We start from the raw sequence: 14,856 nt of genomic DNA, 5'->3' as shown, positions 1-14,856 counted from the left end.
TCTTGATCTGACACCCGTATATCCGGCCCGGTCAGTCCAGTGTAAGGTGATAGAAAATAACGGATTTATAATTCATCATCAGTGTCTCCTGCGGACGGAACCCGTGACGCTCTGCCAGCCGGGCAGACGGTTTATTCTCAGGAGCGATAATACACACGCATTCATTAATGCCGCGCACCTCTTTCAGCCAGGTCAGTATGGCTCCCAATGCTTCACCGGCATAGCCCTTGCCGTGCGCCCGCTCTGCAAATACCCAGCCCGCTTCCGGATAGCGGCTGATGTCTTTTTCCATTTCACGGTAAAAATCCGCAAAACCGATATCGCCGATATACTCTCCGGTACTTTTTTCCCTGACCGCCCAGTAACCATACCCCAGCAGTGGCCACAATCCGAGATACGCCAGCATCCGCATCCAGCTGTCGCGGGGCGTGGAAATTTGCCCGGCCATGATATGATGCGTTACCGCGGTATCTGACCACATGTCAGCGACTGCCGCGTGATCCTCTCTGCGGTGAGCGCTCAGGATCAGGCGTTCGGTTTCCAGCACCGGAATGGTGCACGTCAGGTCATTCATGATGTTCTTCCTGTCATTTATTGATTTTAGTTATTGATGTTTATTTATGATGCTTTCAGTCATCACATCCACTCATACCATGACTTTCCTGCGCCTGCCACCACCGAATTACGCGTAATAGTACGCAGCAAAAAGATAATTTATCTTTATGATTGAGCAGAGTTTGATAAATCTCAGTATCGTGACGCGAAAAATTGGTTTTTATGATAGATTAGCGCGCAAATAAATATGAAAACTCAGGGAATGCATAAACACTATGGGAAACCGCACACTCACGTCGCTGGAACATGTTGTTGCTTTAGGCGGAGGCCACGGGCTGGGACGGGTGATGTCCTGCCTGAACGGTCTGGGATCGCGGCTGACCGGCGTGGTCACCACCACGGATAACGGCGGCTCCACCGGCCGGATCCGCCGGGCGGAGGGCGGCATTGCCTGGGGGGATATGCGCAACTGCCTCAATCAGATGATCACCGAGCCGTCGATTGCCTCCACCATGTTTGAATACCGTTTCAGCGGCAATGGTGAGCTGGCGGGCCATAACCTGGGGAATCTGATGCTCAAGGCGCTGGATCATATGAGTGTGCGCCCGCTGGATGCGATCAATCTGATCCGCAATATGCTGAAAGTGAAAGCGAAGTTAATCCCGATGTCGGAAACGCCGGTTGATCTGATGGCTATCGACAGCGACGGCCACGAGGTGTACGGCGAAGTCAATGTGGATCAGCTGACCTGCCCGCCGCAGGAGTTACAGCTCTCACCGCCGGTGAAAACCACCAAAGAAGCGCTGGACGCTATCTGCCGTGCAGAGCTGATCATTATCGGTCCCGGCAGTTTCTTCACCAGCCTGATGCCGCTGATGCTGCTGCCCGATTTCACCAAAGCCATTAATTTCAATCAGGCGCCGATGATCTACATTGAAAATCTCGGCAAAGAGCTGAGCCCGGCGGCCGCGTCACTCAGCCTGAGTGAAAAAATAGCCGTGCTGGAAAAACGCATCGGCCGCAAACGGATAGATGCAGTGGTATGCGCACCGCATATCAATACCGGCGACCTCGGCGACCGTCTGATTGTCAGAGAGGTCCTGGAGGCACAGGATGTCCCGTACCGCCATGACCGCAACCTGCTGCTGAGTGCGCTGGATAAAACAATCGGCCTGCTGCCCTGATACGGTCAGGAGTTGGCAATAAACTGCTCACGCAGCCCCTGTAATTCATCCCGTACCGCTGCCGCCTGTTCAAATTCCAGATCCTGTGCGTGGCGGTACATCTGCGCTTCCAGTTCCTGAATCTTAACTTCCAGCTCTTTCGGCGACATACGCTGGTAATCGCTGCTTTTCGCGGCCGCTTTTCCTTTGCCTTTGTTTTTCGCTCCCGCAGACGGCTGGCCGATTTTCAGGATATCGCCAATCTTTTTGTTCAGCCCTTTCGGCACAATACCGTGTGCTTCGTTAAACGCCATCTGCTTCTCTCTGCGGCGTTCGGTTTCCTCAATCGCTTTCGCCATTGAGGCCGTAATTTTATCACCGTAGAGAATCGCTTTACCGTGCAGGTTACGGGCGGCACGGCCGATGGTCTGGATCAGTGAACGCTCGGAACGCAGAAAACCTTCTTTGTCCGAATCCAGGATAGCCACCAGCGATACTTCCGGCATGTCCAGCCCCTCACGCAGTAAGTTGATGCCCACCAGCACATCAAACTCCCCGAGGCGCAGGTCACGGATAATCTCCACGCGCTCCACTGTATCGATATCCGAGTGCAGATAACGCACCCGCTCACCGTGTTCTTCCAGATATTCAGTAAGATCTTCCGCCATCCGTTTGGTCAGTGTGGTGACCAGCACTCGCTCATTTTTCTGCGCGCGGATGCGGATTTCAGACAGCAGATCATCCACCTGGGTGGTCACCGGCCGTACTTCCACTTCCGGATCGAGCAGCCCGGTCGGCCGCACAACCTGTTCAACCACATCAGAGCCGGATTTCTCCGTTTCATATTTACCCGGCGTGGCAGACACATAAATGCTCTGCGGGGCGAGGGATTCAAATTCCTCGAAACGCAGCGGGCGGTTATCCAGTGCGGACGGCAGACGGAAGCCGTATTCCACCAGGGTTTCTTTGCGTGAACGGTCACCTTTGTACATCCCGCCGATTTGCGGAATCGTGACGTGGGATTCATCGATCACCAGCAGACCATCTGCCGGCAGGTAATCAAACAGGGTCGGCGGGGATTCGCCGGATTTACGTCCGGAGAGATAGCGCGAGTAGTTTTCGATCCCCGAGCAGTAACCCAGTTCATTCATCATCTCCAGATCAAACTGGGTGCGCTGAGCAAGGCGCTGCTCTTCCACCAGCTTGTTATTGTCGATCAGGAATTTGCGCCGCTCCGCCAGCTCGGTTTTAATCCCTTCCATCGCCTCAATAATGCGCTCACGCGGCGTCACATAGTGGGTTTTCGGGTAAACGGTAAAACGCGGCACCTGATAATGGATGTGCCCGGTCAGCGGGTCAAACAGTGACAGACGCTCCACTTCATCATCAAACAATTCCACGCGCAGCGCGTAATCATCCGATTCCGCCGGGAAAATATCCACCACTTCACCGCGCACACGGAATGTACCGCGCTGAAAAGCCTGGTCGTTGCGGGTGTACTGGAGATCGGAAAGCCGGTGCAGGATCGAACGCTGATCGATGATCATCCCTTCCGTCAGATGCAGCATCATTTTCAGGTAACTGTCCGGATCACCCAGACCGTAGATAGCGGAAACCGATGCCACCACTACCACATCCCGCCGTTCCAGCAGGGCTTTGGTGGCAGAGAGCCGCATCTGCTCAATATGTTCGTTAACCGAGGCATCCTTTTCGATAAAGGTGTCTGAGCTCGGCACATAGGCTTCCGGCTGGTAATAGTCATAGTAGGAGACAAAATATTCCACCGCGTTTTCGGGGAAGAAATCTTTAATCTCACTGTAGAGCTGCGCGGCAAGGGTTTTGTTAGGCGCCATAATCATGGTCGGACGGTTCAGCGTGGCGATAACATTGGCAATGGTGAACGTTTTCCCCGAGCCGGTTACCCCCAGCAGCGTCTGATGCGCCAGCCCGTCTTCCAGGCCCTCAACCAGTTTTGCAATAGCCTGCGGCTGGTCACCGGCCGGTTTAAAGTCAGAATGCAGTTTAAATAGTTTGCTCATGGGCCCCCCTGCGCGAATAGGGTCACTATGATACTGGATAAAAAACCAGCTTCAACCCCCGGCAGAAAAAATCCGTTATTTTGTGATTTTTTGCTTGCAAAACCGGGGAAAATTTTATTGCCTTTCCACAGTTATCCCCAAAAAAAAGCACTTGCAATTTTAAATTATGCTGAAATCTGATGCGCCTCTGACCAATTGCTATTTTCCACGCCGGAGGACTCTTGATTTTATTTATCTATTTGTTATTTATAAATAAATCATAAAAGCCCGATTTTACAACAATGTCAGTGAAAGCCCCGTATCTGCAAGGATGGCGTGAGTTTTCTAAAGTTAATACACAAGGTTATCCACAGGAATAGTGGATAACTTAATAAAGTCGTTTGCCGGTGCATGGTTGCGTGACATTGTGCAGCCATAAAATTGTCACTTTCAGCACAAAGAGAAAAAATAATTCAGGATTTTTTCCTGATAAAAAACACCCGGCCGGAAGATTTGCCGTGATCCCGGCACGATCCTGCCGGGAGCAGGATCAGTGTGCGGAAACCGGCAGAGAAAGATAACCGGATAAGTCCTGATTCAGCGGATCCGGCAGATGGGGAAGCACACCCGGGCACGGTGCCGGGATCAGATTGCTGAGTGTCGCCAGATACGCCTGCTGCCGCAGTCCCGGCGGCGTGACCTCATCGGGCTTCACACCACGGCCGGGGGCAGGATCAGTGTGCGGAAACCGGCAGAGAAAGATAACCGGATAAGTCCTGATTCAGCGGATCCGGCAGATGGGGAAGCACACCCAGACACGGTGCCGGGATCAGATTACTGAGTGTCGCCAGATACGCCTGCTGCCGCAGTCCCGGCGGCGTGACCTCATTAGCCACCCAGCCCGCCAGCGGCAGCCCGGCCTGCTGTATCGCCATCACCGTCAGCAGAGCGTGATTAATACAGCCGAGCTTCACACCAACAACCAGGATCACCGGCATCCCCATGTGTGCAGCCCAGTCCGCATAGGTTTGTGTGGCCGACAGCGGGGTAAACCATCCGCCCGCTCCCTCGGTCAGCACCCAGTCAGCCTGCTGATTCAGCGCATGCAGCCCGTCAGTCATCACTTCAAATTCCAGCGGGGTTTGTGTCAGTTCGCTGACGATGTGCGGTGAGGTCGGCTCGGCAAAGGTATACGGATTGATCTGTGCGTAGCTGACCGGCGGCACCGTATGCCGCCACAGTGCCAGTGCATCGCTGTTACGCAGGCCGTCCTCTGTCATCTCACTGCCCGAGGCCACCGGTTTATATCCGGCACAACGGAAACCGGCGTTGCGGGCGGTCTGCAACAGGGCGCAACTGACCACGGTTTTACCGGCATCCGTATCGGTGCCGGTTAAAAACCAGTTATTTTTCAACATGAATGACTCCGTACTGAATAAGATAGCTGAGCGGAAACCGCCCGTCTTCGGCGGGATAATGATCTGCCAGCTGAATGAGTTTATTGCGTGTCATCAGCCCGGCAGCACGCCCCTGATGAACATGGGTGGCGCCGATCCCCTTAAGGGAGTGCAGCAGCGCGGGCAGTGAGTCGAAAGAGAGCCGGTAACAGACCTCTGACAACACGTGCCGGTAAGGCTGACAGGCAGCAGAAACGTCCTCCCGGCTGAGAAAACCGTTGGCGTGACGGTTGCTGTCCACCCGGGCAAACGCCTGATTCAGTTCATCCAGCGACCCGCTGAGTAACGTGGAGAACGCCACCACACCACCGGGCCGGGTCACCCGTACCAGTCCGGCCAGAGCAGCCGCCAGGGAATCACACCATTGCACCGCCAGATTGCTGAAACAGAAATCAAACTGACTATCCGCAAAAGGCAGTTGTTCGATATCCCCCTGCACATAGCGGGTCGCCCGCTGCTGTTCCGCTGCATGCGCCAGCATTGCCGGAGAGAGATCAAAGGCCGTCACACTGCGGCATTCTGCTTTCCATTGTTCACTGAAGAACCCGGTACCGCATCCGGCATCCAGCCCCTGCAGTTCAGACACGATTTGCCCGGAAAGTGCCTGAGTGGTCAGCTGACGCAGATGATGGCCGGTTTTCTGCTGAAGATGTGCAACTGAGTCATATTGCTCTGCGGCACGCCCGAAAGCGGCAGCAACGGCAGCTTTATTCACCGGGGCGGTAGTGACGGCAGAATGCATCCAGCGCCTCCGTAAGCTGTGTGATATCGTCGCGGTGATGTGCACTGGTCAGCGTGATACGCAGACGGGCGGTTTTCGGCGGCACGGTCGGCGGGCGGATCGCTTTCACCCACAGGCCGCGCTCCTGTAAATAGTGCGACAGCGCCAGCGCAGTACGGTTATCCCCTGCGATCAGCGGCTGGATCGCCGAGGCGGACGGCAGTAATTGCAGCGGCAGATGCGCCACCTGCTGACGGAAAAGACGGATATTCTCCGCCAGTTTGTCACGCAGTCCGTCACCATTGCGGATTGCCTGTACCGCAGCCTGAATGGCACACGCCTGCGCGGCCGGGAATGTGGTGCTGTAGATAAGATGACGGGCATATTGCGTCAGGTAATCCGCCGTCTGTGCATCGCACAGCACTGCCGCACCGCTGACTCCGGCCGCTTTGCCGAAGGTGACAATCTGAATATCCGGGTGTATTCCCGCCGCATCACAGCTGCCCCGCCCCTCACGGCCGCAGACACCGATGCCGTGCGCATCATCCGCCATCAGCCGGGCGTTATGCTGCCGGGTGAGCGGCAGGATCGCCGCCAGCGGCGCGGCATCACCGTCCATACTGAAGATCCCCTCGGTAACCACCAGGGTTTTGCCGGTGCTGTTTTCAGTCCGGCTCAGACGAGTGCTCAGATGAGCAGTATCGTTATGATGATAACGGCTGAATTCAGCAGGTGAATGCATCGCCGCTTCCATAATGGAGGCGTGAGCGAGTTTATCGCAGATAAGATGATCACCGCGCTGCATCAGTGCCGTGATCACCGCCTGATTAGCACTGAAACCGGAAACAAATAAGATCGCGCGATCAAACCCGAGCCACTCTGCCAGCATCTGTTCCAGATCCCGGTGAGCCGACGTGTAACCGGTGACATGACCGGAGCCGCCACTGCCCACGCCGTATTGTTCAGTGCCGTCACACCAGGCGCGGATCACCGCCGGATGGCGGCTGAGGCCGAGATAATCATTGCCGGAGAAATTCACGGCGCGTCTGCCGTTAATCAGGAGAGTACGCCCGTCCGCGCCGTCATTGGCGTCACGGCGGCGCACAGCATCCTGTTCCTGCGCCTGTTTCAGGCGCTCAGAGAGAAAAGTCTGCCACATGGTCCGGCTCACAGGGCTGCGTTATAGAATTTTTCGTCATCGCTGTGGCTGATGGCATCCAGTAAATAATCTGTCTGCTCATTATCACCCTGAGTAACGTGGATCGCCTCGCGTTTGATACCCAGTTTTTTAAACAGAGCGATATCGGTATTTTCTTCCGGGTTAGTGGTGGTGAGCAGTTTGCAGCCGTAAAAAATGGAGTTCGCACCTGCCATAAAGCAAAGCGCCTGGGTCTGTTCATTCATCATTTCACGCCCGGCAGAGAGGCGCACATGAGACGCTGGCATCATAATGCGGGCCACCGCAATGGTACGGACGAAATCAAACGGATCGACTTCCTCATTATCCTCAAACGGCGTGCCTTTGATTTTCGCCAGCATGTTGATCGGTACACTTTCCGGGGCTTTCGGCAGATTCGCCAGCTGTACCAGCATCGCCGCACGGTCACGCACCGCTTCACCCAGCCCTAAAATTCCGCCGGAACACACTTTGATCCCCGCATCACGCACATTATCGAGGGTATCGAGTCTGTCCTGATAGGTCCGGGTGGTCACAATCGAGCCGTAAAATTCCGGCGAAGTGTCGAGGTTGTGGTTGTAGTAATCCAGACCGGCTTTGGCAAGACGTTCCGCCTGTGAACTGTTCAGCATGCCGAGTGTCATGCAGGTTTCCATACCCAGCGCCCGTACTTCTTTCACCATGGTTTCCAGATACGGCATATCACGCTCATGCGGATTCTTCCACGCCGCCCCCATACAGAACCGGGTCGAACCGGCCGCCCGCGCCTTACGCGCTGTCTCCACCACCTGCTGAACTTCCATCAGACGCTCTTTTTCCAGCCCGGTCTTGTATCGCGCACTCTGTGCACAGTATTTACAATCTTCCGGACACGCACCGGTTTTGATAGAAAGCAGCGTGCTGATTTGCACCTGCTGCGGGTCAAAATGCTGGCGATGTATGGTCTGAGCTTCAAACAAAAGTTCAAAAAAAGGTTTTTCAAACAATGCGTTGGCTTCTTTTAATGTCCACTGACGACCTTGACTCATAACTGTAACTCCCGATAAAAAAGTGTTGCCAGTTTAAATATCAGCATTATCATGTCAACTTTATTTGCATTGAAATGGTTTACATTATGGCTTTTTCAGGGAATATTTCAGATCACACCTTTTCGGCTGATGATGCGGATTTTGATCGCCGCCACATCTGGCATCCTTATACATCAATGACTCAGCCGCTTCCGGTCTATCCGGTCGTCTCCGCTCAGGGGGCGGTTCTGACACTCGCTGACGGCCGCGAACTGGTTGACGGTATGTCCTCCTGGTGGGCGGCCATTCACGGCTACAATCATCCGGTACTGAATGCCGCAGTCACAAAGCAGCTGTCGCAGATGTCACATGTGATGTTCGGCGGCATCACTCATCCGTCAGCTGTTGCGCTGTGCCGCCGCCTGGTGACAATCAGCCCCGCCCCGCTGGAGTGTGTGTTTCTTGCCGATTCCGGCTCCGTGGCGGTGGAAGTGGCACTGAAAATGGCGCTGCAGTACTGGCAGGCCCGCGGTGAGAAGCGTCACCGGATAATCACGCCGCGTCACGGCTACCACGGCGATACATTCGGTGCGATGTCAGTGTGTGATCCGCAAAACTCCATGCACTCTCTCTGGCAGGGCTATCTGCCGGATCACCTGTTTACGGATGCGCCGCAGTGCGGATTTGATGAGGAATGGCGGCCGGATGATCTCCGCTCCGTGGAAACGCTGCTGGAACAACATCACAACGAGGTCGCAGCCGTGATCCTGGAACCGGTTGTTCAGGGTGCAGGCGGGATGCGCTTTTACCATCCTGAATATCTGAAAGGGGTAAGATCACTGTGTGATCACTACAATGTCCTGCTGATTTGCGATGAGATCGCTACCGGATTCGGTCGTACCGGTAAATTATTTGCCTGCGAACACGCAGAAATATCACCGGATATTATGTGTCTCGGAAAAGCGATTACCGGCGGTTATATGACCCTCTCGGCCACGCTCACCACCCGTCATATTGCGGACACCATCAGTCAGGGGGACGCAGGCTGCTTTATGCACGGCCCGACCTTTATGGGGAACCCGCTGGCCTGTGCCACCGCCGTGGCCAGTATTGATCTGCTGTTATCCGGAGACTGGGCGGCGCGCGTTAAAAATATCGAAACACAACTGAAAATTGCCCTGCTGCCGCTGAAATCCCGCCGCAGCGTCCGGGATGCCCGGGTGCTCGGCACCATTGGTGTTATTGAAACGGAAGAGCCGGTGAATATGGCAGAATTGCAGCGCCGTTTTGTTGACGCAGGCGTATGGATACGCCCGTTCGGACGACTGATTTATATTATGCCGCCGTACATTATTACCGGTGCTCAACTGGAAAAACTGACACAGGCGATCGATAAGGTGACGGCGTAAATCCCGGCTGATTTGATCACTCCGCCGTTCAGGTTAACAGCGGGTAACGGGCGAAGGAAACGAAAAGCATGCGCGTCATGGATGACGCGCCTGAGCGCACACGGACGTGTTTACCGCGACTTTTCGTTTTTGCCCGTTACCCGCCGGACTCCGGAGTAACAGAAAACTACCTGAGCACTGTTACTTCAGCGTCAGCACCGCCACCCACATCGGCCCCTGTCCTGCCGGATAGCGGTTGATAAAGTGCAGTTCGCCGGTAATCGCATCAATACGGGAAACCGCAACATGATGAGAAAGCTGTCCGGTTGAGATCAGAAAACGCCCGCTGTTATCCACCGCAAAACCGCGCGGCTGAGTTTCTGTCGGATAACGTCCTGCCAGTTGCAGATGGCCGCCGTCATCAGACACCCGGTAGTGATTAATCACACTTGATGCCCGCTCGCAGGCATAGAGGTGATGCCCGTCCGGTGTGATATGAATATCGGCCGCCCAGCGGCGCCCTGAATAATCATCCGCCATCATATCGACAGACTGAATTTCACGGACTTTCACCCATTCGCGGTAAACATTGATGGTCGCATTTAATTCATTCAGGCAATACGCCACATGTTTTGCCGGATGAAACGCCATATGGCGCGGCCCGGCACCGGCAGCAACGCTCAGCATATCGGCATGGCGTTCAGTTAAGTGCCCGTCGTTACCGATAGTATAAGCACGGATACGATCTTCCCCGAGGCACGGCACAAACAGTGTGCGGCCATCCTGTGCAATATTGGCGGAATGTGGATTTTTTAATCCCTCAATCACCTGTACAGCACGGGCAGGAAGGCCGTTATCGCGGATCGGCAGCACCGCCAGATTACCCTGATGATAAGACGCGGCATACAGTGTACGCCCGGCATTATCAAGGGTGATATACGCGGCAGTGCCCGGGAGCGGCGTCAGACCGGTTTGCGTCAGCTTGCCGTCTGCGGCAATTTCATACGTGACCACCGCATTGCCCGGTTTTACCGCAGCATAAAGATGACGGCCATCCGGCGCGGTGATCAGCGGCTGCACCTGATCAGGCGTTGATACTGTCTGTAACAGTGACATCTCACCGCGTTCATTCATCTGCCAGACATGAATCTGATGACTTTCCGTACTGGCAACATAAACCACCTGCTTCATTCGCGCTCCTTAATATCATCACTTACCCGTTTGATTTTTAACAGGTAATGTAAGCATTTCTGTATAATAATACCGCACTTAGCGTTTATCGCGAAACAATTAACATGCTATATTACCAGTTATCGCCGCCCGGAATCATTCAGGATGCCGTCAGGGTGCAATAATATTCCCTGATGCCCGCTGTTATTCCGGTTCTGACACTCATACAAGGGGCTTCCTGTTATGTCTTACCGCGTCCTCGCATTTGATCTCGATGGTACACTTCTCGATCCGGATAAACATATTTTACAGGAGTCGCTGGATGCCATCCGCGAAGCCCGCCGTGCCGGGGTACAGGTGCTGATTGTCACCGGCCGTCATCACGTTGCTATCCATCCGTTTTATCAGATATTGCAGCTGGATACACCGGCTATCTGCTGTAACGGCACCTATCTGTACGACTATCCGGGGAAAAAAGTACTTTCCGCCGATCCGATGAGTATCAGTGAATCCCGTCAGTTGCTGGAACGTCTGGCACAGACGGATATCGAACATCTGATGTATATCTCTGATGCCATGCTGTATCACACTGACAGCAGCACCATTGAGCGGACACTGAACTGGTCTGCGTCCCTGCCCGAACACCAGCGCCCGGTGATGCGTAAAGTGGATAACTTCCTTGATGAAGTTGAGCGCGCTGACACTATCTGGAAATTCGCCACCTGCTCAGACGATCTGAACAAACTGCGCGAATTTACCGATGCCGTGGAAGCGGATATGGGATTGTCCTGCGAGTGGTCGTGGGTAAACCAGGTGGATATCGCCCGCAAAGGTAACAGCAAAGGCCGCCGTTTGCAGGAATGGGTGGAATCTCAGGGAATGTCGATGAAAGATGTGATGGCATTTGGTGATAACCACAATGATATCAGCATGCTTTCTTCTGCCGGCCTCGGAGTGGCAATGGGCAATGCGGCAGACGAAGTCAAAGCACATGCCGACCTGATTATCCCGGATAATACACAACCGGGTATTGCACAGGCGATCCGCCGTCATATTCTCAGCTGATAAATGCCGTTTATATGGCTGAATAAGTAATTATTCAGCCATATACCTCCTCCAACCCCCGGGTCTGAGCCATCAGACAGAGTTGAACATCGCTGTTTCATCTTGTACTCTGAACTGAATGACCAGGGAGCACGGAGAGCATGGAGCGCGCATGGGATATAAATATGACCCGGTACGGAAAACCGTCATTTCATCAGACACACCGTATAGTTTTGAAAAACGGCCCGATTATGATGAATTAAATCATCAGGCAACATTGCTGAAAATAAAATCAATACTGAGTGATACAACCGATGATGCGAATGTCGCTGCGCTGATTACGATTGAGGAAGCTGAGTATGTTTTAAAAAATACAAATACGTCAAATCCCTTTCAGTCAGCAAAAGAGACTTTATTTGGTATCGGTGATTTCGTTTCCAATTATTCGGGAAGCGTTTACGAATCAGGCCGGATTTTCCGGATTATTAATGAGTTTAAAGACCTCGGTATTAAAGCAACAGAATATACCGGTAAAAATGGTAAGGTTTATATCCGGTTATCCGGCCATGCCGGAGTAAGAGCTTTCCTGAACGCGACCCGGTATTTAGCCGATAATCCGAAAATACTGTATATGGGCGTCGGTACTCAGGGGCAAAATGCCGTTTCAGTCGGCGCCACCCGGTTTTCAATTGTGTATTCTCTCGCTTACCGTGTGGTCGAACTGATATTTAAAGATGAATATACGCTGACGAATTTTTTTGTGAATGTGACGATGGATATGGCAAAGCTGGCTGTAAGTATGAAGCTGGGTGCTATGGCTGTCGGTGGGTTGATGACAGCCACAGGTTTTTCAGGTGCTAGTGTTATAGCCATATCAATAGGCATATTTTTCGTTGGTCTTGGTATAGGAATTATTTTATATACTCTTGATGATTATTTCGGAATAAGTGAATCTATTATCAGAGAGCTGAAAAAAAATAGCAAACCAAGATCCGATGGAGATGGTCGATACCATGCTCATAATTTTTTCACCAACTTCAATAGGTACACCCGTGGATGAAATCAAACCAGTTAAAATGTATTTTATTTCATTAGTTTTTTTTATTATTTCAATTTTTGGATTATATATATCAATAATGGCCTATAGAAGTTATTTTCTGATGGGTAACATTGTTAGTTTTTCATTCCCCTATGCATCTTTTATATTAGGTTGGCCTTTACTTCTTAGCTTCTCATTTATTATATTTATGTGTGGATATCAAAAAAAAACGCAACATGTAAAACAGAAACTCTCTGGTTTATTTAGTGTTATTGCTATATCAGGAATTATTTTTAGTTTTATTTTTTCATTTTATGTCGAGTATAATTTAACGTCACGCGGCTATGTAAAATGTTATAAAAAATCCATACTGGCACCAACTGAATATGTTATATCAAAGGATATGTGCCGTGAATGAGATAAAACCTGTCAAAATGTATCTTGCTTCTGCTATTTTGATTTTTTTGTAGTAATTGGCGTATATGGTTCAGCAAGTAGTTATGTTGAGTACTTTTTAAAAACTGATATTATTTCATTTTTATTTGTAGTAGGTTTTATTATTTTTTGCTTTCCCTTTCTCTCGTGGTTATCATATTTAATATTCATGGTGGCGCATCAAAAAAGAAAACTAAAAGTAAATAATAAAATAACTAATTACCTTGCGGTAATAGCAATGTTTGGTATTGTTTTTAGTTTTTTTTCTCATTTTATGTTGAGTATGACTTAACATCGAATGGCTATGTCAAATGCCATAAAACATCAATCCATGCACCAACTAAATATGTTATTTCAAAGGATATGTGCAAATAGCCCATACCCTTTATCGCTGTATCTTAAACCAACTCGCTGTTAATGCTGTATGTTGATGTACTCGCTTTTACATGTTCTCTTGAGATAGATACATATCTCATTTTGACACGCTGGTAAGGGTCTTCGCCGCTGTCACTGATTAAGTTCGCGTGAACATCATCGACATCAACCAGTGATACACCGGTAAGTTTATATATGGCGTAAACTTCAAGCTGTCCGTGCTGACTTGTTCTGTAGCATTTAAAGGTTGCTTCCAGAACCTCATTATTATCAATAGAAGAGAAAAGCAGAGGAAATGCTTTATCCATTGGTTTTGTGAATACAAGTTCTTTATAGGCCGCATTTTGTGCCCGGAATGCACCGACTGTTAAATTCAGTACCTGTATGTCATCTTCATGTCCGGCCTGATAGCGGTTTCCTATCGAATCAACTGATGAACATCCCGCAGAAATCAGCCCCTGATTCTTACCTCTTAACATCAAATAGATCGGATGTGCCATAAAAGTCCCTTTAATGAAAAATCGGATAGTTATCAACACAGGACGTTAGCATATATTAACGTTTTGAGACACAAAACGATGACAATAATTTAACACAACAAGACATCTTTACGATGAAACCACATTGAGTATCTGCCCGAAAATCCACCGTCATATTCTCAGTTGATAAATACAATTTTATAAAAATAAAAAACGCCCCTTAATAAGAGGCATTTTTTCGTATTTATGTTTCTGCCGATCTTAACATATAAAGCAGTTATTTATACTTATCAAAACTCCAGTTATTTTTTGGTTTTTCTGCCGGGTTCTGATTCGGGAATTTATCATTTTCAACAATCAGCAGTAATTTAGAGCCGTCATAAGTATAACCACCCTCCGCATACTGATACGGAAAACTTTCTGTCGCCACCACTTTATATCCCATACTGAGCAGCTCCGGGATGCGCATTCCGCCCTGTGAGCCGTCAGTGGTACCGATACACCAGACTTTTAAGTTTTCGATTTCAACATCTTTCACTTTTTTCAGATAGGTGTAACACATCACCTGATTTGCGGCCAGCGCCTGACCGCCGGAGAAAATACCCAGTAATAAAAAGAGAAGTGCTTTTTTCATTGTATCCCTCTGACTCAGTGGTTTTTATGCAATAACGCACGTCTTACACTTATTTCCGTGTGCGGAGAATATTATATGATAATTCGGGGTCGGTGATGAACCGGCGATAATATATATCGCCGGTGCAGCGGAAGGGCAATCAGAATAATATGAATGCCCCTTTTATTAATGAAAAGTACGTATATTCAGACAGG

Annotated in this window: 16 protein-coding genes and 1 pseudogene; 7 read left to right on the top strand and 10 right to left on the bottom strand. The window is 50.8% G+C overall.

What is annotated here, in order from left to right; translation table 11 throughout:
* Nucleotides 1-31: 31 nt before the first annotated feature.
* Nucleotides 32-574: a GNAT family N-acetyltransferase gene (locus AAZR23_RS00790; RefSeq protein WP_166707260.1), complete on the bottom strand. Its 543-nt coding sequence runs from the start codon at nucleotides 572-574 to the stop codon at nucleotides 32-34.
* A 256-nt stretch (nucleotides 575-830) separates the two neighbouring features.
* Here AAZR23_RS00790 and AAZR23_RS00785 point away from each other — a divergent pair, with 256 nt between their 5' ends.
* Nucleotides 831-1,739: a gluconeogenesis factor YvcK family protein gene (locus AAZR23_RS00785; protein WP_046893742.1), complete on the top strand. Its 909-nt coding sequence runs from the start codon at nucleotides 831-833 to the stop codon at nucleotides 1,737-1,739.
* 5 nt (nucleotides 1,740-1,744) lie between these two features.
* Here the strand turns inward: AAZR23_RS00785 and uvrB are convergent, their stop codons facing one another.
* Entirely contained in the window at nucleotides 1,745-3,757 is a 2,013-nt protein-coding gene (gene uvrB, locus AAZR23_RS00780) for an excinuclease ABC subunit UvrB (RefSeq protein WP_434689911.1), read from the bottom strand.
* Nucleotides 3,758-3,784: 27 nt separating this feature from the next.
* On the opposite strand from uvrB, the gene AAZR23_RS00775 reads away from it, so the two are divergent.
* Nucleotides 3,785-3,937, top strand: coding sequence for a hypothetical protein (locus AAZR23_RS00775; protein ID WP_155402962.1), 153 nt, complete (start codon nucleotides 3,785-3,787; stop codon nucleotides 3,935-3,937).
* A gap of 349 nt (nucleotides 3,938-4,286) precedes the next feature.
* Here the strand turns inward: AAZR23_RS00775 and AAZR23_RS00770 are convergent, their stop codons facing one another.
* From AAZR23_RS00770 to bioB, 5 genes are read right to left on the bottom strand one after another with little or no spacing between them, the layout of a single operon-like run.
* On the bottom strand, nucleotides 4,287-4,451 hold the full coding sequence (locus AAZR23_RS00770) for a hypothetical protein (protein ID WP_434689907.1): 165 nt from the start codon (nucleotides 4,449-4,451) through the stop codon (nucleotides 4,287-4,289).
* A gap of 19 nt (nucleotides 4,452-4,470) precedes the next feature.
* On the bottom strand, nucleotides 4,471-5,154 hold the full coding sequence (gene bioD, locus AAZR23_RS00765) for a dethiobiotin synthase (RefSeq protein WP_283623510.1): 684 nt from the start codon (nucleotides 5,152-5,154) through the stop codon (nucleotides 4,471-4,473).
* Nucleotides 5,141-5,935, bottom strand: a complete 795-nt coding sequence (gene bioC / locus AAZR23_RS00760) for a malonyl-ACP O-methyltransferase BioC (protein ID WP_434689905.1) — start codon at nucleotides 5,933-5,935, stop codon at nucleotides 5,141-5,143. The genes bioD and bioC overlap by 14 nt, the downstream gene beginning before the upstream one ends.
* Complete coding sequence (gene bioF / locus AAZR23_RS00755) at nucleotides 5,901-7,073, bottom strand: 8-amino-7-oxononanoate synthase (RefSeq protein ID WP_434689903.1); 1,173 nt, start codon at nucleotides 7,071-7,073, stop codon at nucleotides 5,901-5,903. The genes bioC and bioF overlap by 35 nt, the downstream gene beginning before the upstream one ends.
* A gap of 8 nt (nucleotides 7,074-7,081) precedes the next feature.
* Nucleotides 7,082-8,119: a biotin synthase BioB gene (bioB, locus tag AAZR23_RS00750; RefSeq protein WP_054425559.1), complete on the bottom strand. Its 1,038-nt coding sequence runs from the start codon at nucleotides 8,117-8,119 to the stop codon at nucleotides 7,082-7,084.
* Nucleotides 8,120-8,205: 86 nt separating this feature from the next.
* Between bioB and bioA the strand changes: the two genes are divergently transcribed.
* Complete coding sequence (gene bioA / locus AAZR23_RS00745) at nucleotides 8,206-9,507, top strand: adenosylmethionine--8-amino-7-oxononanoate transaminase (RefSeq protein ID WP_434689900.1); 1,302 nt, start codon at nucleotides 8,206-8,208, stop codon at nucleotides 9,505-9,507.
* A gap of 180 nt (nucleotides 9,508-9,687) precedes the next feature.
* On the opposite strand, the gene pgl is transcribed toward bioA, so the two are convergent.
* Entirely contained in the window at nucleotides 9,688-10,677 is a 990-nt protein-coding gene (gene pgl / locus AAZR23_RS00740) for a 6-phosphogluconolactonase (RefSeq protein WP_434689898.1), read from the bottom strand.
* Nucleotides 10,678-10,899: 222 nt separating this feature from the next.
* Between pgl and AAZR23_RS00735 the strand changes: the two genes are divergently transcribed.
* The 4 genes and pseudogenes from AAZR23_RS00735 (at nucleotide 10,900) to AAZR23_RS00720 (ending at nucleotide 13,549) form a co-directional block, all read left to right on the top strand.
* Complete coding sequence (locus AAZR23_RS00735) at nucleotides 10,900-11,721, top strand: pyridoxal phosphatase (protein WP_434689896.1); 822 nt, start codon at nucleotides 10,900-10,902, stop codon at nucleotides 11,719-11,721.
* Between the two features lie 151 nt (nucleotides 11,722-11,872).
* Complete coding sequence (locus AAZR23_RS00730; protein ID WP_434689893.1) at nucleotides 11,873-12,760, top strand: hypothetical protein; 888 nt, start codon at nucleotides 11,873-11,875, stop codon at nucleotides 12,758-12,760.
* Nucleotides 12,753-13,157, top strand: a complete 405-nt coding sequence (locus AAZR23_RS00725) for a DUF1240 domain-containing protein (protein WP_434689890.1) — start codon at nucleotides 12,753-12,755, stop codon at nucleotides 13,155-13,157. Before AAZR23_RS00730 ends, AAZR23_RS00725 begins: the two co-directional genes overlap by 8 nt.
* Nucleotides 13,158-13,211: 54 nt before the next feature.
* A pseudogene (locus AAZR23_RS00720) lies at nucleotides 13,212-13,549 on the top strand (DUF1240 domain-containing protein).
* Between the two features lie 23 nt (nucleotides 13,550-13,572).
* Here the strand turns inward: AAZR23_RS00720 and tssD are convergent.
* Complete coding sequence (gene tssD, locus AAZR23_RS00715; protein WP_166707250.1) at nucleotides 13,573-14,049, bottom strand: type VI secretion system tube protein TssD; 477 nt, start codon at nucleotides 14,047-14,049, stop codon at nucleotides 13,573-13,575.
* A 256-nt stretch (nucleotides 14,050-14,305) separates the two neighbouring features.
* Nucleotides 14,306-14,662 (bottom strand): hypothetical protein, encoded by a 357-nt coding sequence (locus AAZR23_RS00710; RefSeq protein WP_046893734.1) that lies wholly within the window; start codon nucleotides 14,660-14,662, stop codon nucleotides 14,306-14,308.
* Nucleotides 14,663-14,856 lie beyond the last annotated feature (194 nt).

The sequence above is a fragment of the Morganella sp. Je.2.23 genome (assembly GCF_051129855.1).
GTDB classification, from domain to species: Bacteria; Pseudomonadota; Gammaproteobacteria; order Enterobacterales; family Enterobacteriaceae; genus Morganella; species Morganella sibonii.
This window is presented reverse-complemented; position numbering and strand designations above follow the sequence as displayed.

What these genes read in the sequence shown, in the direction of transcription:
- AAZR23_RS00790 (WP_166707260.1), bottom strand. Translation starts at nt 574, where the DNA reads ATGAATGACCTGACGTGCACCATTCCGGTGCTGGAAACCGAACGCCTG.
- AAZR23_RS00785 (WP_046893742.1), top strand. Translation starts at nt 831, where the DNA reads ATGGGAAACCGCACACTCACGTCGCTGGAACATGTTGTTGCTTTAGGC.
- uvrB (WP_434689911.1), bottom strand. Translation starts at nt 3,757, where the DNA reads ATGAGCAAACTATTTAAACTGCATTCTGACTTTAAACCGGCCGGTGAC.
- AAZR23_RS00775 (WP_155402962.1), top strand. Translation starts at nt 3,785, where the DNA reads ATGATACTGGATAAAAAACCAGCTTCAACCCCCGGCAGAAAAAATCCG.
- bioD (WP_283623510.1), bottom strand. Translation starts at nt 5,154, where the DNA reads ATGTTGAAAAATAACTGGTTTTTAACCGGCACCGATACGGATGCCGGT.
- bioC (WP_434689905.1), bottom strand. Translation starts at nt 5,935, where the DNA reads ATGCATTCTGCCGTCACTACCGCCCCGGTGAATAAAGCTGCCGTTGCT.
- bioF (WP_434689903.1), bottom strand. Translation starts at nt 7,073, where the DNA reads ATGTGGCAGACTTTTCTCTCTGAGCGCCTGAAACAGGCGCAGGAACAG.
- bioB (WP_054425559.1), bottom strand. Translation starts at nt 8,119, where the DNA reads ATGAGTCAAGGTCGTCAGTGGACATTAAAAGAAGCCAACGCATTGTTT.
- bioA (WP_434689900.1), top strand. Translation starts at nt 8,206, where the DNA reads ATGGCTTTTTCAGGGAATATTTCAGATCACACCTTTTCGGCTGATGAT.
- pgl (WP_434689898.1), bottom strand. Translation starts at nt 10,677, where the DNA reads ATGAAGCAGGTGGTTTATGTTGCCAGTACGGAAAGTCATCAGATTCAT.
- AAZR23_RS00735 (WP_434689896.1), top strand. Translation starts at nt 10,900, where the DNA reads ATGTCTTACCGCGTCCTCGCATTTGATCTCGATGGTACACTTCTCGAT.
- AAZR23_RS00730 (WP_434689893.1), top strand. Translation starts at nt 11,873, where the DNA reads ATGGGATATAAATATGACCCGGTACGGAAAACCGTCATTTCATCAGAC.
- tssD (WP_166707250.1), bottom strand. Translation starts at nt 14,049, where the DNA reads ATGGCACATCCGATCTATTTGATGTTAAGAGGTAAGAATCAGGGGCTG.
- AAZR23_RS00710 (WP_046893734.1), bottom strand. Translation starts at nt 14,662, where the DNA reads ATGAAAAAAGCACTTCTCTTTTTATTACTGGGTATTTTCTCCGGCGGT.